Here is a 22,039-nt window from a genome sequence, read left to right on the forward strand (position 1 = left end):
GCGCCCGGTAGGCTGAATATCCGTGCAGACCCACGAGATCCGACGGCGTTTCCTGGACCATTTCGTCCGTGCCGGCCACAGCGAGGTACCCAGTGCCTCGCTGATCCTGCCGGACCCCAACCTGCTGTTCGTCAATGCGGGCATGGTCCAGTTCAAGCCGTATTTCCTGGGCCAGGAGGCGCCGCCGTTCTCGCGCGCGACCAGCGTGCAGAAGTGTGTGCGCACCGGCGATATCGAAGAGGTGGGTGTCACCACCCGGCACAACACCTTCTTCCAGATGGCGGGCAACTTCTCCTTCGGTGACTACTTCAAGGAAGGTGCGATCACCTTCGCCTGGGAGCTGATCAGCAGGTCCCAGGAGGACGGTGGATTCGGCTTCGACCCCGAGCGGATCTGGGTGACCGCCTACGAGAGTGACCCCGAGGCCGCCGAGATCTGGCATCGTGTCGCCGGGATACCGACAGAGCGCATCCAGTTCCGCGACGGCAAGGACAACTACTGGGACATGGGCGTGCCCGGTCCCGGCGGGCCCTGTTCCGAGATCTACTACGACCGTGGCCCCGAATACGGTGCCGAGGGCGGGCCGGTCGCCGACGAGGACCGCTATCTCGAGATCTGGAATCTCGTGTTCATGCAGGACATCCGCGGTGAGAAGAGTCCCAAACTGGGCTTCGAACCGGTAGGGACGCTGCCGAAGAAGAATATCGACACCGGGATGGGTGTCGAGCGGGTGGCGATGCTGCTGCAGGGTGTGGACAACGTCTACGAAACCGATCTGCTGCGCCCGATCATCGGCAAGGCCGAGGAGCTCACCGGGAAGAGCTACGGCGTCGAACATGCCGACGATGTGCGCTTCCGGGTGATCGCCGATCATGCCCGCACCTCCGCGATGTTGATCGCCGACGGGGTCAATCCCGGCAACGACGGTCGCGGCTATGTGCTGCGACGGCTGCTGCGCCGCATCGTGCGCTCGGCCCGGCTGCTCGGCGCCGACCGGCCGGTGATCGGGGAGTTCATGAAGGTCGTCAGCGATCTGATGGCCCCGTCGTATCCGGAGCTGGCCACCGATTTCACCCGTATCGAAACGGTCGCGGTCGGCGAGGAAACCGCCTTCCTCAAGACGCTGAGCACCGGCTCGAAGCTGTTCGATGATGCGGTCACCGAGGTGAAGGCGACCGGTGGACGCACCCTCGCCGGCAGCGAGGCCTTCACCCTGCACGACACCTACGGTTTCCCGATCGACCTCACCTTGGAGATGGCCGCCGAGGCCGGACTCGAGGTCGACGAGGCCGGATTCCGCTCCCTGATGGCCGAGCAACGTCAGCGTGCCAAGGACGATGCCCAGGCGCGCAAACATGCGCACGCCGATCTGTCGATCTACAAGGAACTGGTCGACCGCGGGGCTACCGAATTCACCGGCTTCGACGAACTGGCAACCGAGGCGACCGTGCTCGCACTGATCGTCGACGGTGTGCGGGTACCCGTGGCCACCGCCGGGCAGCAGGTCGAGGTCGTCCTGGACCGCAGCCCGCTCTATGCGGAATCCGGTGGCCAGATCGCCGACCGGGGCTCGCTCACTGCTTCGGGCACCGAACTGCGGGTCGACGACGTGCAGAAGATCGCCAAGAAGCTGTGGGTGCACAAGACCACCGTCGAGCGCGGGCAGATCACCGAGGGTGATGCGGTGCTGGCCCAGGTCGATTCGGCCTGGCGACGCGGTGCCACCCAGGGCCATTCCGGCACACATATGGTGCATGCCGCGTTGCGACAGGTACTCGGCCCCAACGCGGTGCAGGCCGGTTCGCTGAACAAGCCCGGTTACCTGCGGTTCGACTTCAATTGGCAGGGCCAGCTGTCGGAGGGGCAGCGCTCCGATATCGAGGCGGTGTCCAACGACGCGGTGGGCTCGGACTTCCCGGTGAACACCTTCGTCACCGATCTGCCCAAGGCCAAGTCGATGGGCGCGCTGGCGCTGTTCGGGGAGAACTACGGCTCCGAGGTACGCGTGGTGGAAATCGGCGGGCCGTTCTCGATGGAGCTGTGCGGCGGAACCCACGTGGAGCACTCCTCCCAGATCGGGCCGATCACGCTGCTCGGCGAGTCGTCGGTCGGTTCCGGAGTGCGCCGGGTGGAGGCCTTCGTCGGTCTGGACTCCTACAAGTACCTGGCCAAGGAACGGGCTCTGCTCGCCGGTGTCGCCTCCTCGCTGAAGGTGCCCTCCGACGAGGTACCCGGACGCGTGGAACAGTTGGTGGAACGCTTGAAGACCGCCGAGAAGGAACTCGAGCGCACCAAGGCCGCCGCGGTGCTGGCGGAGGCCGGCAGCTATGTCGAACAGGCGCAGCGGGTGGGCCGGGTGCTGCTCGTCGCCGCGGCCGCACCGAAGGGTGTCGGCGCGGGCGATCTACGCACGCTGGCCACCGATATCCGGGGCCGCTTCGGCAGTGAGCCCGCCGTGGTGGTGTTGCTCGGCAATGTCGACGGCAAGGTGCCGTTCGTGGTCGCGGTGAACAAACCCGCACAGGAACTCGGTGTGCGGGCGGGCGATCTGGTCGGTAGCTTCGGCCCGAGCATCGCCGGTCGCGGCGGTGGGAAGCCGGAGATGGCGCAGGGCGCCGGCACCGACCCCGCCGGGATCGAGGCCGGCCTGTCCGGCGTGCGCGCACGGGTGGCCGAGATCGCCGCCTGATGGACAATTCCGAGAACTCGGAGCTCTCGGAACCGGAGCCGCCCTTATCGGGCGGGGCTCCGGGATCCGGGCCGGCGTCTTCTCCGGAACAGCTGCCCGTCGAGCGCCCCCGGGCCGATACCGATCCGGGCCGGGGGCGGCGCATCGGCATCGATGTGGGAACAGTGCGCATCGGTATCGCCGCGAGCGATCCGGACGGGATCCTGGCAACGCCGGTGGAGACCGTAGCGACGGTGAAGGGGAGTAAACGGGGCCCCGCGACCGATCTGATGCGGGTAGCCGAGATTGTGCGGGAATATGAGGCGGTCGAGGTGATCATCGGCCTGCCGCGCACGCTCCGTGGTGGTGGCGGCTCTTCCGCGCGAATGGCCATGCGGTTCGCTGATCGTTTGCGAAACCTGATTCCCGGTGTGCCGATACGACTTTCCGACGAACGTTTGACTACGGTGTCAGCTGCACGTGCATTGCGGGACAGCGGAGTTCGCTCGCGTGGCCGGCGGCAGGTGATCGACCAGGCCGCCGCCGTGTCGATCCTGCAGGGTTGGTTGGACGAACGGAGTGTGGTGTTGAACTCGGCCGGGGCAGACGAGGCCAGGTGGTCGGATGAGTGACCGCTGGACCCGGGCCGGGGAGCGCTCTCGTCAGCGTGCCGACGACCTGCAGCGGCGCTATCGGCGTGGTGGTGCGCATCGCAGTGCCACCGAGGACTGGGAAGACGAGGACGACACCGCCGTCATCCCACGATATGTCGACGACCAGCCGGACCCGCGCTACGTCGGTGACGACTACGACCCGGACTACGGCGCGGCGGACTACGACCCCCGCTATCAGGATCCGCGTTATCAGGATCCCGGCTACCGCGACGGCTACGCCGAACCCGAGTACGCCGAACCCGAGTATGCCGAGGCCGAGTACGTCGAAGCCACGGCCGAATTCGCGGCGCCCCCCGCCCGGCCGTCCCGCCGCAGCGGGCACCGCTACCTCGAACCCGAGGACGACCTCGACGAGCTCGCCGACGAGCCGATCGAAGACGACGAGCCGATCGAAGACGACGAGCCGATGGCGCCGCCGCCGGCGCGTCGCGGCACGCGCCCGGCGAGCAGCCGCGCGGCGAGTGCCGATACGGTGCGGCGAGCGCAGCGGAGCACGTCGCGGAAAGCACCGCAGCGGTCGTCTCGGAACTCCGCCGAGAAACCCGCTCGGTCCGGTGGTGGCCGGAAGCGGAGCTCGCGCGCGGCGTCGCGCAAGGCAGCCGAACGCCGCAAGCGCCGCCGGAACATGGTGGTCCTCGGCTGTGTGTTCATCGTTCTGATCGTGGTCGCCGGCGGTTATGCCGGCTACAAGTTCATCGGCTCGCTGGGCGGGCCGGAGGAATTCGACGGTCCGGCCGGTCCGCTGGCCGTGGTTCAGGTGCATCCCGGCGATACCGCGGGCGAGATCGCGCAGTCGATGTTCGACAAGGGAGTCGTAGCCAGTACCGGTGCCTTCTTCCAGGCGGCGATGCGCAATTCGGGTATCACCTCGGTCCAGCCGGGGTACTACGCCGTGCCGTCGCACAGCAAGGGCGAGGACGCCGTCACCGCGTTGCTGGGCAAGGAATCCCGGGTGGGCGCGGTGGTCGTGTCCGGTGGCCGCAGGCTGCACGATTCGACCGACGTCCACACCGGCGCTCGCAACGAGGGGATCTACCGCAAGATCGCCGATGCCAGCTGTGTCGGTACCGGTACCGACAAGAAATGTGTCACCTACGAACAGCTCGACGCCGCGGGTTCCGCCGCGGATCCGGCGGTGCTCGGAGTACCGGCGTGGGCGCTGGACGCGGTGCGCAAGGTTCCCGACCGCACACGCCAGCTCGAGGGCCTGATCGGTGCGGGCAGCTGGAACTTCGATCCCTCGGGGACACCCGAGCAGATTCTCGCCCAGCTGGTCAGTGAGAGCGCGGCCAGCTACGAGACGACCGGTTTGCTGCAGTCCGGGGCCACGAACAAGCTCGATCCCTACCAGTCCCTGGTTGCGGCATCGCTGGTCGAACGGGAGGCGCTGCCGGAGGATATGCCGAAGGTCGCGCGGGTGGTGCTGAACCGGCTGGACGTGGGACAGCCGCTGCAGCTGGACTCCACGGTCAACTACACCCTCGACCGCACCGAGGTCGCGACCACCGACGACGATCGTGCTCGCGAAACCCCGTGGAACACCTATGCGATGTCGGGTCTGCCCGCGACCCCGATCTCCTCGCCGTCACTGAAGGCACTGCGAGCGGTGGAGGAGCCGGCCCCGGGGCCGTGGCTGTACTTCGTCACCGTCGACATGCAGGGAACGACGCTGTTCACCGAGAGTTACCAGGAACATCTGCGCAATATCGAACGCGCCCAGGAGAGCGGAATCCTCGACAGTGGCCGATAACAGGATTCGGAAGGCCGCTGTGCTCGGCAGTCCTATCGCCCATTCCCGCTCGCCGCAGCTGCATCTGGCGGCCTACCGGGCGCTGGGACTGCCGTGGACATACGAACGTATCGAATGTACGGACGAGCAGTTGCCCGCCCTGGTCGACGGGCTCGACTCGGCTTGGGTGGGACTGTCGGTGACGATGCCGGGGAAGGTCGCCGCACTGCGGTACGCGGATCGGCGGACCGAACGTGCCGTACTCGTCGGGTCCGCCAATACGCTGGTCCGCACCGACGACGGCTGGCGCGCCGATTGCACCGATGTGGACGGTGTGCGGGGCGCGCTGCAGACCGGCGGCGCCGAATCGGTGCGCCGGGCGGTCGTGCTCGGTGCGGGCGGAACGGCCCGCCCGGCACTGCTGGCGCTGTCGGAGCTGGGGGCCGAATCGATCACCGTCGTGGCGCGCGATTCCGGTCGGGCGGCCTCGACCCTGGCGCTGTCGCGGCAGCTCGGTATGACCACCGAATTCACCGATTTCGACGCTGTGCGGGTGCGCGCGGCCTGCCACGCTGCCGATGCCGTCGTCAGTACCGTGCCGGCGGCGGGTGCGGCCGTGGTGGCCGATGCGGTCGCAGCGGCGCCGGTGGTGCTCGACGCGATCTACGATCCGTGGCCGACTCCGCTGGCGGTAGCCGTGCAGCGGGCGGGAAATACGGTGGTCAGCGGGCTGCAGATGTTGCTGAATCAGGCATACGGCCAGGTCGAACAGTTCACCGGCCGGACCGCGCCCCGGGCGGCGATGGCCGCCGCACTGGATTCGTCGGACTTGTAGAACCGGTTCCAGTTCGATGACATCACAACACAGGCTAAGGTGATCGACATGAATTCGTGGTTGTTGCGCGCCATCGTTCTCGGTGCGCTGACCGTCGTACTGCGGGCGCTGCTCGGTTTCGGCATGATCTACTGGCCGACGAACGGTTCCTGGATGCGCATCCTGTGCCTGGTGATCCTCTTGGTCGCCGGCGTGGCGTGGGGTCTGCTCGACGGTCGCAAGAATCGGCGGGCCAATCCGGACCCGGAACAGGGCGGTGCGGACCTCACCATGCGCTGGCTGAAAGCCGGTGTGGCGGGCGGCCTGGGCAGCGGTCTGGTCTCGTGGCTGGTGGATTTCGCGCCGAAGTTCGATCTCGGTGACAACGGGCTGTTGTTCGAGTTGACCGCTGGTGCGGCCTTCATCGTTCTGATGATCTTCATCCCGGCGATGATCGGGGTGGCGGTCGGCGGGTTCCTGGCCGGTCGGGAACGGCGGAAGTCCGACTCGTCGGATGCGTCGCTGCCGCCGGCCGCGGCGTCACCGGCCTGAATTCGTCGAAGGGTTCCGGCGTTGTCCGGGCCGCAGGGTGATCCCGCGGCCCGGATTTCGCATTTCTAGAGCAGGATTCCGCCGCCGGCGGGGCTGTCCTCGCGGGCGATCGTCGCATAGGCCGCGGCGAGCAACGACGGATCCGGTCCTTCCAGGCGGCCCGGCTTTGCCAGACCATCGAGCACGACGAACCGGATGATGCCCGAGCGGGTCTTCTTGTCGGTCTGCATACTCTCCAGCAGTTGCGGGAGCGCGTCGGCGTCGTAGGTGGTCGGGAGACCGACACTGTCGAGGACCGCGCGGTGACGGTCCGCGGTGGCATCGTCCAACCGTCCGGCCAGCCGGCCCAGTTCGGCGGCGAAGACCAGACCGACCGAGACGGCCGCACCGTGGCGCCACCGGTAGCGTTCGCGACGCTCGATGGCATGGCCGAGAGTGTGCCCGTAGTTGAGGATCTCGCGCAGGCTCGCCTCCTTGAGATCGGCGGCCACGACATCGGCTTTCACCTGGATCGCCCGGCGGACCAGTTCCGGCAGCACCTCACCGGTGGGATCGAGTGCGGCGCGCGGGTCGCGCTCGACGAGGTCGAGAATCACCGGGTCGGCGATGAATCCGGCCTTGATGATCTCCGCCATTCCGGCGATGATCTCGTTGGGGGGAACAGTCTCGAGGGTGACCAGATCTACCAGTACGGCCGCGGGTTCGTGAAAGCTGCCGACCAGATTCTTTCCGGCCTCGGTATTGATGCCGGTCTTACCGCCGACCGCAGCGTCGACCATCGCGAGCAGTGTGGTCGGAACATGGATGACCTTCACACCGCGCATCCAGGTTGCGGCGACGAAGCCGGCGAGGTCGGTGGCCGCGCCGCCACCGAGGCTGATCACGACGTCCTGGCGGGTGAGGCCGATACGGCCCAGCACCTCCCAGCAGAAACCGGCGACCGGAAGATCCTTACCGTCCTCGGCGTCGGGGATCTCGATGCGATGGGCGTCGATGGTTTCGCCCTGGGCGCCGATTTCTCGTTCGGCGAGGGCCTGACGCACGACTTCGGCGGTTTCGGTGAGTGGTGGCTGATGGAAGATGGCCACCGACCGCACACCGGGCTGCCGAGCGACCTCGTCGACCAGGTCACCCAGCAGTCCGCGGCCGATGATCACCGGATACGGATCGGCGGTGCGGACCTCGATGCGGGTGGGCTCACTCATGTGTGCTGCTCCGATTCCTGTAGTGCTCGTCGTAGCCGGGCGCGCCGGGCTCGGGCGCGCCGGGACCGCCCCGCACCCGGGGCGGATTCGTGCTCGTCCCGCTCTCCGGACAGCACCGGGGGAGCAGGATCGTCCGCGCCGGATATGGGTTCGGCCGCGGAAACGGTCGCCGACGATACCGTTGCCGGCGGGTTCTCGGCGAGCCGGCGGGCAGGGGCGCGTGCCCCGGTCGCAGTACTGCTGTCCGCCGCGGCCGTGGTGTTCGGGGCGGGTGGGCCTGCCGCGCGCGTGGCGCTGCGCCGCCCCCGTGCCGGGCGGGTGTTCGGGTCGGACTCGGCGTGCTGCCGGCCGGTTGGGGTAGTGGTGGCGCCGGCCGCCGCAGCATCGGTGGCCGACTCCGCGCCGGAGGCCGGTCGAGTGCGGGAATGACGGCGCCCACCACGACGGGACCGGCGGGCTCTGCGGCGCGGCTGTCCGGTGTCCGAACTGTTCGCCTCGGGGCCGGCCGGATCCGGTCGGGCGGCGGTGTCGTCGGGACGGGATGTGGTCGCACCGGATGTTTCCCCGGTGCCGTCCGGCTGCTGCGGAGTTTCCGGTGCCGGTCGGGCACGGCGCCGTCGGCTGCGCGAGCGCGCGCGGCGCGACGTGGACTTACCGGACTGCTGCGGATTCGTTTGCGGTGCCGGCGGTTCGGTGGGTTCGATGCCGAGTTTGGTGAGGACGGCACGCACGACCCGGCCGGGGCTGCGCCCGTCGGTACGAATGCGAATCGAGGCCACCTCCCGATACAGGGGGCGGCGTATCCGCATGAGCTCGCGGTATTTCGCGCCGGGGTCGTCACCGTTGAGCAACGGGCGGTTGGTCGAGGCTCCGGTGCGCCGTAAGCCTTCGGCGACACTGATTTCCAGGTAGATCACCGTGCGTCCGCGAAGCAGTTCGCGGGTTGCCTCCGAGAGCACGGCACCGCCACCGAGTGAGACGACCCCGTGTTCGTCGAGGACGGCGCGCCGCACCACCCGCTCCTCGATGCGCCGGAATTCCGGTTCGCCGTCGGTGGCGAATATCTCCGGGATACTGCGCCCGGTGTCCTCTTCGATACCGGCATCGGTGTCGTAGAGCGAGACGCCGAGCTCACGAGCGAGTTTGCGGCCGATGGTGGACTTGCCGGCCCCGGGGGGGCCGACCAGTATCACGCTGCGGGCGGCGGGGTCGGTGTGAACGGTCACGACGGCTGTCCCGGGCGCCCGACCCGGGCGGCGCCGCGCACGGGATCAGCCATTCATGCCTCCGAGGCGACGGTGCCCGGGATATGTGGGCGGGTCTGGACCTGCTGCTGATAGCCGCGCAGGTTCGCCACGGTTTCCGGCAGCGAATCGCCGCCGAACTTGTCCAGCACCGCCTGCGCGACGACCAGCGCGACCATGGACTCGGCAACGACGCCGGCAGCGGGGACGGCGCAGACATCGGAGCGCTGGTGGATAGCCGAGGCCTGGTCGCCGCTGGCCATGTCCACGGTCGACAAGGCACGCGGGACCGTCGAAATCGGTTTCATCGCGGCGCGGACGCGCAGCGCCTCGCCGTTGGTCATACCACCCTCGAGGCCGCCGGCGCGGTTGGTCGAACGCAGCACTCCGTCGGGACCGGGGCGCATCTCGTCATGAGCGGCACTGCCGCGGCGGCGGGCGGTTTCGAAACCGTCGCCGACCTCGACCCCCTTGATGGCCTGGATCCCCATCAGGGCGGCGGCGAGCCGGGCGTCGAGGCGCTGTTCACCGCTGACGAACGATCCGAGACCCACCGGCAGACCCGTGACGACCACCTCGACGACGCCGCCGAGGGTGTCGCCGTCCTTCTTGGCGGCCTCGATCTCGGCGATCATCGCGGTTTCACCTTCGGGATCGAAGGCACGTACCGGGCTGGAATCGACGGCCTCGAGGTCTACGGCGGTGGGGACGAATCCCGCACGAGCGGTCGCGGTGCCGATCGAGACGACATGGGAGACCACCTCGACACCGAGCGCCTGCCGCAGGAAATGGCGCGCCACCGTACCGGCCGCCACGCGGGCGGCGGTTTCCCGGGCGCTGGCCCGCTCGAGGACGTTGCGGGCATCGTCGAAGCCGTATTTGAGCATGCCCGAGTAGTCGGCGTGGCCGGGACGGGGGCGGGTCAGCGGGGCGTTACGGGCCAGGTCCGCCAGCTCCGCCTCGTCGACCGGATCGGCGGACATGACCTCGGTCCACTTCGGCCATTCGGAATTGGCGATCTCGATCGCCACGGGGCCACCCATGGTGCGGCCGTGCCGGATCCCGCCGATGACGGTGACCTTGTCGGCCTCGAACTTCATCCGGGCGCCGCGTCCGTACCCCAGCCGGCGGCGCGCGAGTTGCGCGGCGATATCGGCCGAGGTCACCTCGACACCGGCCACCATCCCCTCGACGATGGCGACAAGGGCGGGACCATGGGACTCTCCGGCAGTAATCCAGCGCAACACGTCTCCCATCTTTCCACGTCACGACCTCTACTAGGACATCGGCATCCGGGTGGTTACCGGTGGGCCGCTCCCGCGGTCACACCGTGGGCCACAGTGCCGCAACGGTAGCCAGGCACATCGCAGGCCCGTGTGGCACCGTGACCGGAGGTCCTCCGGTCCGGCGGCCGATCACGAGACCGGGGATGACGTGCCGGGTGCGCTCCGTGGCGCCGTGCGGCAGCAGACCGGTGAGTCGTGGGCCGAGCAGGGCGCCGGTCCCGGCGGCAGCGGTCAGTACCGGAGCGGCCAGCGCCGCCCACACCCAGCTGTGCGCACCACCGCATGCGGCCGCGGCGCCGGTGCCGAGCGCCAGTTTCACGTCGCCACCACCGCAAGCCGGCGGGCTGATCAGATGAACGGCGAGATAGGGCCCGGCGAGCAGTAGTGCCCCGGCCGCGGCGACCAGCCCGTGCCCCTCGACCGCGGCGAGCACGACGACGACCAGAGCGCCGGGCAGGGTGAGCGCATCGGGGAGCCGCCGGGTCCGGATATCGATGATGCTCAGCACCGCGCTCCAGATGATCAGCGCGAACAGGCCGGGTGCGTTCATGGCATCGATCGTCGCCCGGTGCCGGTGCCGGGCGCCGCCTGCCGGCACGAAATGTGGACAACCGCAACGGTTGTGAACAGGCGGCAGTTGGCATTGCCGTGACCGGGGAGCAGCGCGGCCCGGGTGCCCGGTGACCTGACGACGGCGCGACACCGTAGCGGTAGCGTGGGGCACATGTCTGCTGTTGACGGTTCCGGTCGCCCCGACCACGCGGCGCGCCGGGCAGGGTTACGAGACCTGCTGGTGGAGAACGGGCTCGATGCCCTGCTGGTCACCGATCTGGTGAACATTCGCTACCTGACCGGGTTCACCGGGTCGAATGCCGCCCTGCTGGTGCACTCCTGGGACGGCAGCCAGGTCGACGAGGAGCGGGCCGGGCAGCCCGCGGCGGAGGATCCGCCGGAGCGCACGGTCATCTGCACCGACGGCCGGTACATCACGCAGGTCGGGGAGCAGGTGCCGGATCTACGCGCGGAGATTGCGCGGGCCAGTGCCCGGCGGCTGGTCGAACTCGCCGGGGAATGGCAACTCGGCCGGGTCGGTTTCGAGAGCCATATCGTCACGGTGGACCAGCAGCGCGGCTTCGTCGAACAGGGCAGCGGGCTCGAATTCGTTCCCACCCCGGGCCTGGTCGAACAGCTACGCACCGTCAAGGACGAATACGAGATCGGACGGCTACGTGCCGCCTGTGCCGCGGCCGACTCCGCGTTGGCGACGTTGCTCGACCGTGGCGGTCTGCGTCCGGGACGCACCGAGCGTCAGGTGGCGCGGGAGTTGGAATGGCTCATGTTCGAACACGGCGCCGACGCGATCTCCTTCGAGACGATCGTCGCCGCGGGCGCCAATTCGGCGGTGCCGCACCATCGTCCGACGGGGGCCGTGCTGGCGGCCGGCGATTTCGTGAAACTCGATTTCGGCGCGACGGTGGACGGCTACCACTCCGATATGACCCGTACGATGGTCCTCGGCGAACCGTCGGATTGGCAGCGCGAGATCTACCAGCTCGTCTACGAGGCGCAGCGTGCCGGTCGTGAGGCGTTGGCGCCGGGAGTGGCCTATGCGGCGGTCGATGCGGCGGCGCGGTCGGTCATCGAAGCCGCCGGGTACGGAGATCTGTTCGTGCACGGCCTCGGGCACGGCGTCGGGCTGCAGATCCATGAAGCGCCTCCGGTAGCCAAATCGGCGACCGGTACACTGCTCGATGGCGTGGCGGTGACCGTCGAGCCAGGTGTGTATTTCCCCGGCCGCGGTGGAGTTCGCATCGAGGACACGCTCGTGGTTCGCGCGGGGGAGCCGGAGCTGCTCACCCACACCAGCAAAGACCTCACCGTGGTCGACTGACCTCGGTTGCCGAATTCGGTGGGCCCCGCACGGGCGCCGACCTGTACAGACGTCGAACAGTACTAACAAGGAGATCCGAGGACAGTGGCGGACACCAGCGACTTCAAGAACGGCCTCGTGCTGAAGATCGACGGTCAGCTTCAGCAGATCGTCGAATTCCAGCACGTCAAGCCGGGCAAAGGCCCCGCATTCGTGCGGACCAAGCTGAAGAACGTGCTGTCCGGCAAGGTGGTCGACAAGACGTTCAACGCCGGTGTGAAGGTCGAGACCGCCACCGTCGACCGTCGCGATATGACCTACCTGTACCACGACGGCTCGGACTACATCTTCATGGACAGCCAGACCTTCGATCAGATCGGCATTCCCGAACAGACCGTCGGCAAAGGCGCCGGGTTCCTGCTGGAGAACATGACCGTGCAGGTCGCCACGCACGAGGATGCGCCGCTGTACGTGGAACTTCCGGTCACCGTCGAGCTCGAGGTCACCCACACCGAGCCGGGGCTGCAGGGAGACCGCTCCAGTGCCGGCACCAAGCCCGCGACGGTGGAGACCGGTGCCGAGGTACAGGTGCCGCTGTTCATCAACGTCGGGGACAAGCTGAAGATCGATTCGCGCGACGGCGGCTATCTGGGCCGGGTAAACAGCTGATTCGCCGCCGACACTCCGAACGGGATAATGGTGATCGTGGCTGATCAGCCCGTGGACAAGAAGTCCACCCACAAGAAACTCGGTGCCCGGCACAAGGCCCGCCGCCGGGCCGTGGACCTGCTGTTCGAGGCGGAGGCCCGCGATATCGATCCGGCGGATCTGATCTCGGAACGCCTGGATCTGGTCGGTCGCGACGATCAGGTTGCGCCGGTCAACCCGTACACCCGGGTCCTGGTCGAAGGGGTGGCCGACGACCTCGATCGGGTCGACGGCACCATCGCGTCCTATCTGCAGGATTGGACGCTCGACCGCCTGCCCGCGGTGGATCGTGCGATTCTCCGGGTGGCGGTATGGGAACTGTTCCACGCCAACGAGGTTCCGCCCGTGGTCGCGGTGGACGAAGCGGTGGAGCTGGCGAAGGAACTGTCGACCGACGATTCGCCCGGCTTCATCAACGGGGTGCTGGGCCGGATCGTCTCGCTCGCCGATCAGGTGCGCGCTGCCGCGGCGGCGACCCGGCACGACAGCGGCGAATGATGGTCAAGTACCTGGTGCTCGCGATGCGCACGCCGTCCTGGTCGGATGCGGTGATCGAACCGCACCGGGAATGGCTGGCCGACGTGCGATCGCGAGGGCAGCTCGACTGCACCGGGCGATTCCCGGACGGCAGCGGCGGCGCCTACGTGGTACTGGCGGAGAGTCTCGCGGCGGCAAGGGATCTGGTGTTCACCGATCCGATCCACACCGCGGGGGCCTCGGAGCTGACGGTGTACGAGTGGGAGATCACCGGCTGAAGCCGGCGCTGTCGGTGGCAGTAGGCCGCAGCACGATGGTGCCCAATGTCGCCCGCTGGTCGACGAGCCGGTGCGCCTCGGTGGCCCGGTCCAGCGGGAGCACCCGATCGATCAGCACTGTCACCGCCCCGGTCGCCGCCAGCTCGAGGGCCCGCGCTCGCCGCTCGGCGACCGCGGCCAGCCAATCGGGTCCGGGGCATCCGGTGAAACTCAGGCCGCGCATGATCAGATCCATCGTCGTCACCTGCGCGGGAGCCCCGGACAGCCACCCGTAGCCGAGCATCCGGCCGCGCAGTGGAGTCATCACGTCGAGGAGCGCTGCCGCGCTCGGACCGCCGACGGCGTCGAACACGAGGTCGACCGTGTCGGTGCCGAGGAGGTCCCGCAGCCGCTGCGGCCAGTCCGGATCGCGATGATCGATCACCTCGTCCGCGCCGAGTTCGCGCGCCCGCTCCGTTTTGTCCTGCCCGCCGGCCGTGGCGATGACGGTGCCGGCGCCGTGACGGCGGGCGAGCTGGGTCAGATATCCGCCGACGCCGGTCGCCGCGGCCTCGACCAGTACCGTTTCGGCGCTGGATGCGGCGGCCGCATCCAGCAGGGTCAGCGCGACCGAGCAGCTCATCGCCACGGCGGCAGCATTCTCGGGATCGAGCCCGTCCGGTACCGGGACTGCGGAATCCGCGGGTGCGCAGACCCATTCGGCCCAGGTGCCCGTTCCGGCTACCAGCACGCGCTGTCCGCGCAAACGGGGGTCGGCGCCTGCGCCGACTTCGGCGACCACTCCGACCGCTTGGATGCCGAAGATCTGTGGCGAGGTCGCCGGCGCGGGGTAGACACCCGCGCGAATCAAGGTTTCCGGATAGAGCACCGGTACGGCCTCCGTGCGAAGCAGTATTTCGCCACGTTGTGGGCGTGGACGGGCCACGTCGCGAACCTGGAGCACCTCGGGCCCACCAGTCCCGGACATTACGATTGCCTGCATAGTAACCCCATAAGTTGACTGTAGGTCCAGTTGTTTCGGAAGAATATGGACCAAGGGTCAACTTTGTCAACGGAAAGTGGCGGTGATGGTCGTCGAGCAGCGAAAAGTCAGAGCAGACGCGGCGCGCAACCAGCGCGCGATCCTCGACGCGACCCGCGCGCTGCTGGCCGAATACGGCGCCGAGGCGGTAACCATGGATCGAGTGGCCGCGGCGGCAGGTGTCGGCAAGGGGACGGTCTTTCACCGCTTCGGTAGCCGTGCCGGCCTGCTGCACGCCATGATCGCCGAACCGGCCGAGACGCTGCTGGTGGCCATCACCGACGGCCCACCGCCGCTGGGACCCGGGGCGCCCGCCCCGGACCGGCTGCTGGCCTTCTTCGATGCGATGGCGGCGATGATGGCCGACAATGTCGAACTGATGACCGCTGCCTATCGCACCGTCGCACCGCACCCGCGCACTGCCGAGTTCCACGAGGCCTGGTATGCCCATATCGCCGGATTACTGGGCGAGGTGCGACCGGATCTCGATGCTGTCGCCGTCGGTCGACTGCTGCTGGGTCTGACCGCGAGCGAGTACGGCCGTGATCTGGTGCGAGCCGGGGAGGCCGGCCGCCTGCGCGACGCGGTGCGCGATGTGGTGCAGTCCGTCGTGAGAACTTCGTGATGAGACGCGCCCCCGCGACCCGCTTCCCGGGGGTGCGTCGGATCGAAAGGCGTGGTCCGCGTCGACGATTCAGCTCGTGAGGAGTAGGCCGCAGACGGCTCCGGCGACAGCGACGACCGCCAGGACGAGCCCCGTCCCGACGAAACGCCCCGGCGGCACCCGCACCGAGTGCATCCGGCAGAATTCGAGACACAGCAGGGTCGCCAGGGATGCCCAGGGGGTAACGATCGCTCCCGCGTTCGTGCCGATCAGTAACGCGAGCAACTGGTCTCGATGGCCGTCCGGGATCACCGCCTCACCGGCGGTGTACGCGGGCAGGTTGTTCGCGATATTCGACAGGCCCAGCCCGGCGCTGGCGGCACGGAAGGCGCCCTCGGCGCCGGGGTCGGTACCGATCAGCGCGGTTATCAGGTCGGAGAGCCCGAATCTGCTCACTGTCGGAAGCACGAGAAACAACCCGACCACGAAGACGAGTAGCTGCCACGGGATCAATGACAGTCGCAGGGCGCCGCGGTCGAATATCGCGAAACTCGCCACCGCGAGGACGGCGGCCGCCGCGGCGGCGAACCCGATGCGGTCACCGGCGAACGGGATCGCCACGATGAACGCCGCGCACGCCCCGCCGGTGGTGTAGAACAACGTGCGCTCGCGCCGGCCGTGCAGTCGAATCGGGGCGGGGGGAAGGTAGTGATCGTGATCGCGGTGCCGACGCCGCCAGTACCACCACCACAGGCATGCCATCGTGGTGGCGAGCGAGATCAGTTGGGGTAGCCACATTCTGGCCGCGAAACCGGTTGCGTGCAGTCCGATCCGATCGGCGGCCAGCAGATTGGTCAGGTTGGAGACCGGTAGCAGCAGACTCGCGGTATTCGCCAGCCACAGGGTGGTCATCGCGAGGGGGAGCGCGGGGATGCGGGTGGGCCCGGCCAGAGCCAGCAGTACCGGTGTCAGCAGTACCGCGGTGGTGTCGAGGTTGAGCACCATCGTGGTCAGTGCCGCGAAGCCGACGCAGCAGACGAACAGCGCCGGGTAGTTGCCGCGTCCCGCGATCGCGATCCGGTGGGCCAGTACATCGAAAACCTGGGCGCGCCGGGCGAGGTGGGCCAGCACGATCACGCTGCCCAGAAACAACAGCAGGGGGCCGATACGTCGCATATTGGCCTCGGCATCGGCGCGAGGCAGCCACCCGGTGACAACACACAGCACACCGACCACCAGAACAGCCACTCGGACCACGTTCAGCAGTCGCGGCGCTTCGGCTTCCTCCGGGCCCGTCGGCGGCTGTGCGCGCTCGGCATCTGCCGGGGAATCGGGCATGCGCTCATCATCGCACCGTGACAGGCCGCGACGGCACGGAGATCCGCCGGCCGGTCAGGCGCCGGGGGTGGCGACCCAACCGGCGACGACCACCGCGCCGGTGTCCCGGTGCACGGCCAGGAATCCGAACGGCCGGTCGAAGTCGACAGCGATCTCGCGGGCGTCGTGAGGTCGCGGTATACCGGTCGGTGCCATGAGGACGGAGGTGACAGCGGCGGCATGAAAGCCTTCGGCGGTGAACCGGGCTCGCACACCCTGCGCGGCGGCGGTCACCGTCAGTGGTACGGACGAGAGGCCGGGGAACATGTTCTCGCTCCCGGCGGTGCCGGCCGCCGACCGCAGTCCGAACAGGTCCGCCCGGTCCAGCAGATCGTGGGCGGACCGGATGTCGAAAGGCGGCAGGTGGATACGCAGCGCGTCCGCGACCGCCGTAACCTCGCGGACGGACAATCCCGGACCACGGTCGCCGAGGACCGGCGTGCGGATCTCGACCGAGCCGTCGAGGGCGTCCATGCCGGTCGCCAGCACCGCGCCCGGGCGAGCATCCTCCGTGCCGAGCAGGAGATGGACATCCAGATCCGAGACCCCGCGCACCACCGCCCGGGTCACCGGAGTGTCGTGGCCGAGCAGCGCCGCGTCGCGCAGTTCTCGGCTGTACCGCGACAGCGCCGGCCCACGGTACCCCCGCCATGGACCTGCCACCGGTTCGAGAACTCCGTCCTGGAAGGCGTCACGCCAGGTGGTGCGCGCGATGACCGCGGTGGCCAGGACGAGTGCGGTGGACTCACCGATCTCGGCCGGGAACCGGTCGACCAGTCCGTCGGTGTGCTCGCGGACCCAGTCGTCGAGGCCGTCCCGATCGCCGAGGGCGGAGACCGTATTCGACGGTAAGGAGCGGACCCATTCCTCGCGGAGCGGGAAGTTCGCGCCGGTCCATATCCCGAGCGCCGCGCGCACCGCATCGCTGTTCTCCAGCCGGCCGAGCAGTGTGAGGGCCGCATCGTGCGCGGTGTCGGTGGACCAGCCCGTCGCGGTGCGGAGTTCGCTGTGTACCGGGCCGGTTGCTACCGCGGTGAGGAGGGTGAGCAGCGGCCATACTCCGTACCCCGACACAGCGAAGTCGTCGGAACCCATTGTGGTGCACCATTTTCTGGTGAGACCGTTCGCTGCGGCGACATCGGGGGCGAGACCGGGTTGCATAGTCGGAGTCTACGGGTGCGGACCCCGCAAGTGAGCCGACGACAGCGCACCGCTACCGGTCGCGGGTGAGGTCGCCCAGCGCATTCGGTGATCCGGACAGTGCGGCTCCGAGTCGTACCCGGGGCGGTGCGCCCCCGCCGGGGTGTACGTGGGCGGCGGGGGCGCGCCCGGGCCTGGGCGGCCCGGGGGATCGGTGAGGACCGATCCACCGCTGAGTCTGCTACCTCGAGTGGGCTCGAGATATAGGTGGTAATGATGTGGCGTGTACCACTATGGCCGGAACTGTGCCTGCGTGACCGGAGGTGTTGGGGTGGTCGATGCCGGAGTATGGCAATGTGCGGCGGCACTATGACCGTCGTCGAGGAGGTTGGTTGAGATGCCGGATGCCGGGACGGTGCGGTTGGCCGAATTGAGCGCCGGTCGCGTCACTGCCGAGCAGGCATGGCAGTTGTACGACGGCCTGCCGGAGGTCACGGTCGCGGAGATCACCAGCGGGCGATGGACGGGATCGGAACTCGACACCGGTCATCCGTGGGCCGGGGTGCTCGTCGAATCCGGTTGGTACGGCAAGCAGTTCGACTCCGCCGACGAGGTTCAGCCCCTGCTGTTCGCTGGTCCGGACGGCGTCGTCTTCGCGGTGGATCCGCGTCGAGTTCCGCTGGCGCTGGCCGGCAGGTTGCCCACCTGGGGATTCCGTGCCGCCCGCCGGATGCTGCCGGGATTGCGCCCGCTGCTGCGCACCCGGACCGCTCGTGCGCGGCTGCGCGCAGTCGAATTCCGTGGCAAGACCAGCGCCGCGATGATCTACGACCACTTGCCGATCGTCGACATCTTCCGGCGGGTGGATGCCGACACCCTGCTCGGTGTGATGGACATGCGCGGACTGCCGGAACCGTACTTCTTCGTGCTGCGCCGAGCCTGAGTCAATGCACGCCGCGCGGGCGGAACTGGATGCTGATGCGCGGCCCCACCGGCCGTCGGGTCTTCGGCACCGCATGCTGCCACGTGCGCTGGCAGGCGCCACCCATGACGAGTAGGTCGCCGTGCCCGAGCTGGTATCGCAGGCTCGCACCGCCGCCGCGCGGGCGAAGCAGTAGCGCGCGCGGTGCGCCGACGGAGACGATCGCCACCATCGTGTCGTGTGTCGCGCCGCGGCCGAGGGTGTCACCGTGCCACGCCACGCTGTCTGCGCCGTCGCGGTAGTAGCACAACCCGGCCGTCTGGAAGGGCTCCCCGAGTTCCGGGCCGTAGTGATCGCTCAATGCGGTACACGCCCGGCGCAGCACGGGGTGCGGCCAGGGCTCGTCCGCGGCGTAGGACCGCAGCAGGCGCGGCACCGTCACCACCCGGTCGTACATCGGCCGGCGATCCGTGCGCCAGGGCACCTCGACTGCCAGCCGCTCGAACAGTTCGTCGGCACCGTGCAGCCAGCCCGGCAGCAGATCCACCCAGGCGTGTGCGCTGAGCCCGGTCCGACGTGCCGCTGTGAGGGGGCCGATGGTGATTTCCCCGGGCTCGGCCGCGCCGACACCGTCGAACAACGATCTCTGCAGTGGTGCGGACATATGTTCGAATGTACGTTCTTTCGAACATATGTTCAACAGTGCCCGGGGCGGCATGCTCAGCTCAGGTGGGCTCGCACGAAATCGACCACGGCGTCGGAGAATTCGTCGTTGACGTCGCTGGCGGCGGTATGTGCGGCACCGGTGATCTCGACGTATTCCATATGCGGGACCAGGGCGCGGAAATCGGCGACACCCTGTTCGCTGACCACGTCCGAGAGGCGGCCGCGGACGAGTAGGACCGGCATCTCCAGGTGGCGTGCCGCGTCCTCCAGGTCGCTGGTCTGGAGTTCGATGTCCTCGGGCCGGGCCGACATCATCGCCGGATCCCAGTGCCAGTACCAGCGTCCGTCCTCGCGCAGTCGCAGATTGCGCCGTAGTCCCTCAGGATTTCGTGGCCGGCTGCGGTGCGGTAGGTATTCGGCGACCGCGTCGGCGGCCTCCTCGAGTGAGGCGAAGCCCTCCGGGTGCCCGCCGAGGAAATTCATCACGCGTTCGACGCCCCTGTGTTCCGGCCGGGGCACCACATCGACGAGGACGAGTCCCGCGATGCGCTCGCGCCCGGGACGGGTGGTCGCCAGCAATGCCGTGAGCCCGCCCATGCTCGCACCCACCACGATCGCGGTCCGGTCCAGTTCGGCGAGTATGCCCAGCAGGTCGTCGGTCATCGCCACCCGGGAGTAGTCGCCGTCCGGTGCCCAGTCGCTCTCGCCGTGGCCGCGCGCGTCGAGCAGGATCGCGTGCATTCCCACCTTGGCCAGCGCCGCGCCCGATTCCTTCCAGGAGTGCCGGGTCTGGCCGCCGCCGTGCAGAAATACGGCGAGGGGGCCGTCTGGTGGCCCCCAGCTCTCGCCGGTCAGGGTGATGCCGTCGTGGCCGCGGAAGGTGCGCCGCCGTGGTTCGGTGAAGTCGGCTTCATTACTCACACCCTCGAGCATCCCATATCCGATTTACGCTGTATGAAACAGTTCCGTCCGCGGTTACCACAGCCGGATCGTCCTGGTGATACCGGAGTCGGCGATACGACTATGCGTCGGCATCTGCGCTGGTGGCGGCGCTCACACGGGTTACCCCGCGATTTGTCGCCGGTCCCGCCACTGCTAGGCTCGGGGATCGAAAAGACATCCTTTAACGGACCGTCCGGTGAGGCGGGGAAGGAGGTCGGCATGGCCGTGCCCGAAGAGCGCGGCGGCCGAATCGTGCCCGAGGATCGGGTCGCCAGGTCGAGTGCCGCAGGCGAGTATTCGCAGCGGCACGATCCCGAGTGGGTCCAGGCCGGTCGTGAGCTGCTGTCGGTGTCCGACGTCGGTCGCACGGTGGCGCGAATGGCGCATCAGATCATCGAGAAGACCGCACTCGATTCCGCTGACGCGGCACCCCGGGTAGTTCTGATCGGCATCCCGACCCGCGGCACCACCCTCGCTACCCGGCTCGCCGACCGGATCGAGGAGTTCTCCGGGGTGCGGCCCGCCCTCGGATCGCTCGATATCACGTTGTATCGCGACGATCTGCGCAACCGGCCACACCGCCCGCTGGAGCGTACTTCGGTGCCGGAGGGCGGAATCGACGATGCGCTGGTCGTGCTGGTCGACGACGTGCTGTTCTCCGGCCGCAGCGTGCGTTCGGCTCTGGACGGGCTCCGGGACCTGGGGCGTCCCCGGGCGGTGCAACTGGCGGTACTGGTCGACCGCGGCCACCGCGAACTGCCCATCCGTGCCGACTACGTCGGGAAGAACGTGCCGACCTCACGTAGTGAGGACGTGTCGGTGCTGCTGAGCGAACACGACGGCCGCGACGGCGTCTATCTACATCAAGGAGGCGAGCAGTGAGGCATCTGCTCTCGGTCACCGATCTCGACCGCGGCACCGCCACCGAACTGCTCGACGACGCACAGCGCTTCGAACAGGCACTGCTCGGCCGCGAGGTGCGTAAGCTGCCCACCCTGCGCGGGCGCACCGTGATGACGGTCTTCTTCGAGAACTCCACCCGCACCCGGGTCTCGTTCGAGGTCGCCGGTAAGTGGATGAGTGCCGATGTGATCAATGTCAGCGCCTCGAGCTCCTCGGTGTCGAAGGGCGAGTCGTTGCGCGACACCGCGCTCACTCTGCACGCCGCCGGCGCCGACGCGCTGATCGTGCGGCACCCGGCCTCCGGTGCGGCACATCAGATCGCCCGCTGGTTCGACGAACTGGATACCGGTGCGGGCGGCTACTCGGGGCCCGGCCCGGCGATCGTGAACGCCGGGGACGGGATGCACGAACATCCCACCCAGGCGCTGCTGGACGCGCTGACGCTGCGTCAGCGGCTGGGAGATCTGGCCGGTCGGCGGATTGTGATCGTCGGCGACATCCTGCACAGCCGGGTCGCCAGGTCCAACGCTTTCCTGCTCGACCTGCTCGGCGCCGAAGTGGTGCTCGTCGCCCCCCGCACCCTGCTGCCGGTGGGAGTCGAACAGTGGCCGGTACAGGTCTCGCATTCGCTGGACGCGGCACTTCCCGGCGCGGATGCGGTGATGATGCTGCGGGTGCAGGCCGAACGCATGAACGGTGGATTCTTCCCCTCGGTCCGGGAGTACTCGATCGCCTACGGGCTCAACGAACGACGCATGGCACTGCTCGACGACGATGTGGTGGTGCTGCACCCGGGGCCGATGCTGCGCGGCATGGAAATCGCGCCGTCGGTCGCCGATTCGCCGAAAACCGCGGTGCTGCAACAGGTCACCAACGGCGTGCACATGCGTATGGCGGTGCTCTTCCGGCTGCTGGTCGGTGCGGGGGAGGCAGTGGCGTGAATATCGGGACAGGTTTCG

General features: G+C 68.4%; 21 protein-coding genes and 1 pseudogene. 13 read left to right on the top strand and 9 right to left on the bottom strand.

Annotated elements, in window-relative coordinates; translation table 11 throughout:
* The first annotated feature begins 22 nt into the window (after positions 1-22).
* The 5 genes from alaS to NV2_RS12305 are packed head-to-tail and all read left to right on the top strand — an operon-like array spanning position 23 to position 6,437.
* The gene (gene alaS, locus NV2_RS12285) at positions 23-2,689 is read left to right on the top strand and encodes an alanine--tRNA ligase (RefSeq protein WP_067872186.1); all 2,667 of its coding nucleotides are present in this window, start codon (positions 23-25) and stop codon (positions 2,687-2,689) included.
* Positions 2,689-3,300 carry a Holliday junction resolvase RuvX gene (gene ruvX, locus NV2_RS12290; protein WP_084474438.1) on the top strand — a complete coding sequence of 204 codons (612 nt, stop codon included), beginning with the start codon at positions 2,689-2,691 and terminating at the stop codon, positions 3,298-3,300. Before alaS ends, ruvX begins: the two co-directional genes overlap by 1 nt.
* On the top strand, positions 3,293-5,092 hold the full coding sequence (locus NV2_RS12295) for an endolytic transglycosylase MltG (RefSeq protein ID WP_067872189.1): 1,800 nt from the start codon (positions 3,293-3,295) through the stop codon (positions 5,090-5,092). The genes ruvX and NV2_RS12295 overlap by 8 nt, the downstream gene beginning before the upstream one ends.
* Positions 5,082-5,906 carry a shikimate dehydrogenase gene (locus NV2_RS12300; RefSeq protein ID WP_067872192.1) on the top strand — a complete coding sequence of 275 codons (825 nt, stop codon included), beginning with the start codon at positions 5,082-5,084 and terminating at the stop codon, positions 5,904-5,906. Before NV2_RS12295 ends, NV2_RS12300 begins: the two co-directional genes overlap by 11 nt.
* 48 nt (positions 5,907-5,954) lie before the next feature.
* Positions 5,955-6,437, top strand: coding sequence for a B-4DMT family transporter (locus NV2_RS12305; RefSeq protein ID WP_168436121.1), 483 nt, complete (start codon positions 5,955-5,957; stop codon positions 6,435-6,437).
* A 65-nt stretch (positions 6,438-6,502) separates the two neighbouring features.
* Here the strand turns inward: NV2_RS12305 and aroB are convergent, their stop codons facing one another.
* The 4 genes and pseudogenes from aroB to NV2_RS12325 form a co-directional block, all read right to left on the bottom strand.
* A complete protein-coding gene (aroB, locus tag NV2_RS12310; protein WP_067872197.1) occupies positions 6,503-7,642 on the bottom strand; it encodes a 3-dehydroquinate synthase in 1,140 nt (379 codons plus the stop codon).
* Positions 7,643-8,349: 707 nt separating this feature from the next.
* Positions 8,350-8,868: pseudogene (locus NV2_RS32225) on the bottom strand (shikimate kinase); the annotation flags it as partial.
* Between the two features lie 53 nt (positions 8,869-8,921).
* Entirely contained in the window at positions 8,922-10,142 is a 1,221-nt protein-coding gene (aroC, locus tag NV2_RS12320) for a chorismate synthase (protein WP_084474441.1), read from the bottom strand.
* A gap of 67 nt (positions 10,143-10,209) precedes the next feature.
* The gene (locus tag NV2_RS12325) at positions 10,210-10,722 is read right to left on the bottom strand and encodes a prepilin peptidase (protein WP_067872202.1); all 513 of its coding nucleotides are present in this window, start codon (positions 10,720-10,722) and stop codon (positions 10,210-10,212) included.
* Positions 10,723-10,845: 123 nt separating this feature from the next.
* On the opposite strand from NV2_RS12325, the gene NV2_RS12330 reads away from it, so the two are divergent.
* The 4 genes from NV2_RS12330 (at position 10,846) to NV2_RS12345 (ending at position 13,505) form a co-directional block, all read left to right on the top strand.
* Complete coding sequence (locus NV2_RS12330; protein WP_373863555.1) at positions 10,846-12,063, top strand: M24 family metallopeptidase; 1,218 nt, start codon at positions 10,846-10,848, stop codon at positions 12,061-12,063.
* A gap of 84 nt (positions 12,064-12,147) precedes the next feature.
* On the top strand, positions 12,148-12,711 hold the full coding sequence (gene efp / locus NV2_RS12335) for an elongation factor P (RefSeq protein ID WP_067872208.1): 564 nt from the start codon (positions 12,148-12,150) through the stop codon (positions 12,709-12,711).
* Between the two features lie 36 nt (positions 12,712-12,747).
* Positions 12,748-13,248, top strand: a complete 501-nt coding sequence (gene nusB / locus NV2_RS12340) for a transcription antitermination factor NusB (protein WP_084474509.1) — start codon at positions 12,748-12,750, stop codon at positions 13,246-13,248.
* Entirely contained in the window at positions 13,245-13,505 is a 261-nt protein-coding gene (locus NV2_RS12345; protein WP_067872214.1) for a YciI family protein, read from the top strand. Before nusB ends, NV2_RS12345 begins: the two co-directional genes overlap by 4 nt.
* On the opposite strand, the gene NV2_RS12350 is transcribed toward NV2_RS12345, so the two are convergent.
* A complete protein-coding gene (locus tag NV2_RS12350; RefSeq protein ID WP_245662567.1) occupies positions 13,495-14,472 on the bottom strand; it encodes a quinone oxidoreductase family protein in 978 nt (325 codons plus the stop codon). The genes NV2_RS12345 and NV2_RS12350 overlap by 11 nt on opposite strands.
* A gap of 100 nt (positions 14,473-14,572) precedes the next feature.
* Here NV2_RS12350 and NV2_RS12355 point away from each other — a divergent pair, with 100 nt between their 5' ends.
* A complete protein-coding gene (locus NV2_RS12355; protein WP_067872559.1) occupies positions 14,573-15,151 on the top strand; it encodes a TetR/AcrR family transcriptional regulator in 579 nt (192 codons plus the stop codon).
* 69 nt (positions 15,152-15,220) lie between these two features.
* Here NV2_RS12355 and NV2_RS12360 read toward each other — a convergent pair whose 3' ends face one another.
* Together NV2_RS12360 and NV2_RS12365 are read right to left on the bottom strand one after the other, a co-directional pair.
* Positions 15,221-16,468, bottom strand: a complete 1,248-nt coding sequence (locus tag NV2_RS12360; RefSeq protein ID WP_084474447.1) for an ArsB/NhaD family transporter — start codon at positions 16,466-16,468, stop codon at positions 15,221-15,223.
* A gap of 54 nt (positions 16,469-16,522) precedes the next feature.
* Entirely contained in the window at positions 16,523-17,668 is a 1,146-nt protein-coding gene (locus NV2_RS12365; protein ID WP_067872220.1) for a serpin family protein, read from the bottom strand.
* Positions 17,669-18,044: 376 nt separating this feature from the next.
* On the opposite strand from NV2_RS12365, the gene NV2_RS12370 reads away from it, so the two are divergent.
* On the top strand, positions 18,045-18,590 hold the full coding sequence (locus tag NV2_RS12370; RefSeq protein ID WP_067872223.1) for a DUF4334 domain-containing protein: 546 nt from the start codon (positions 18,045-18,047) through the stop codon (positions 18,588-18,590).
* A 1-nt stretch (position 18,591) separates the two neighbouring features.
* On the opposite strand, the gene NV2_RS12375 is transcribed toward NV2_RS12370, so the two are convergent.
* Positions 18,592-19,233: an alpha-ketoglutarate-dependent dioxygenase AlkB gene (locus NV2_RS12375; protein WP_067872566.1), complete on the bottom strand. Its 642-nt coding sequence runs from the start codon at positions 19,231-19,233 to the stop codon at positions 18,592-18,594.
* Positions 19,234-19,289: 56 nt separating this feature from the next.
* Positions 19,290-20,168: an alpha/beta fold hydrolase gene (locus NV2_RS12380; RefSeq protein WP_067872225.1), complete on the bottom strand. Its 879-nt coding sequence runs from the start codon at positions 20,166-20,168 to the stop codon at positions 19,290-19,292.
* 228 nt (positions 20,169-20,396) lie between these two features.
* Here NV2_RS12380 and pyrR point away from each other — a divergent pair, with 228 nt between their 5' ends.
* Both pyrR and NV2_RS12390 read left to right on the top strand, forming a co-directional pair.
* Positions 20,397-21,059, top strand: a complete 663-nt coding sequence (gene pyrR, locus NV2_RS12385) for a bifunctional pyr operon transcriptional regulator/uracil phosphoribosyltransferase PyrR (RefSeq protein WP_174550584.1) — start codon at positions 20,397-20,399, stop codon at positions 21,057-21,059.
* Positions 21,056-22,021, top strand: coding sequence for an aspartate carbamoyltransferase catalytic subunit (locus tag NV2_RS12390; RefSeq protein WP_067872227.1), 966 nt, complete (start codon positions 21,056-21,058; stop codon positions 22,019-22,021). The genes pyrR and NV2_RS12390 overlap by 4 nt, the downstream gene beginning before the upstream one ends.
* Positions 22,022-22,039 lie beyond the last annotated feature (18 nt).

It is taken from the genome of Nocardia vermiculata NBRC 100427, assembly GCF_001613265.1.
In the GTDB taxonomy this organism is placed as follows: Bacteria; Actinomycetota; Actinomycetes; order Mycobacteriales; family Mycobacteriaceae; genus Nocardia; species Nocardia vermiculata.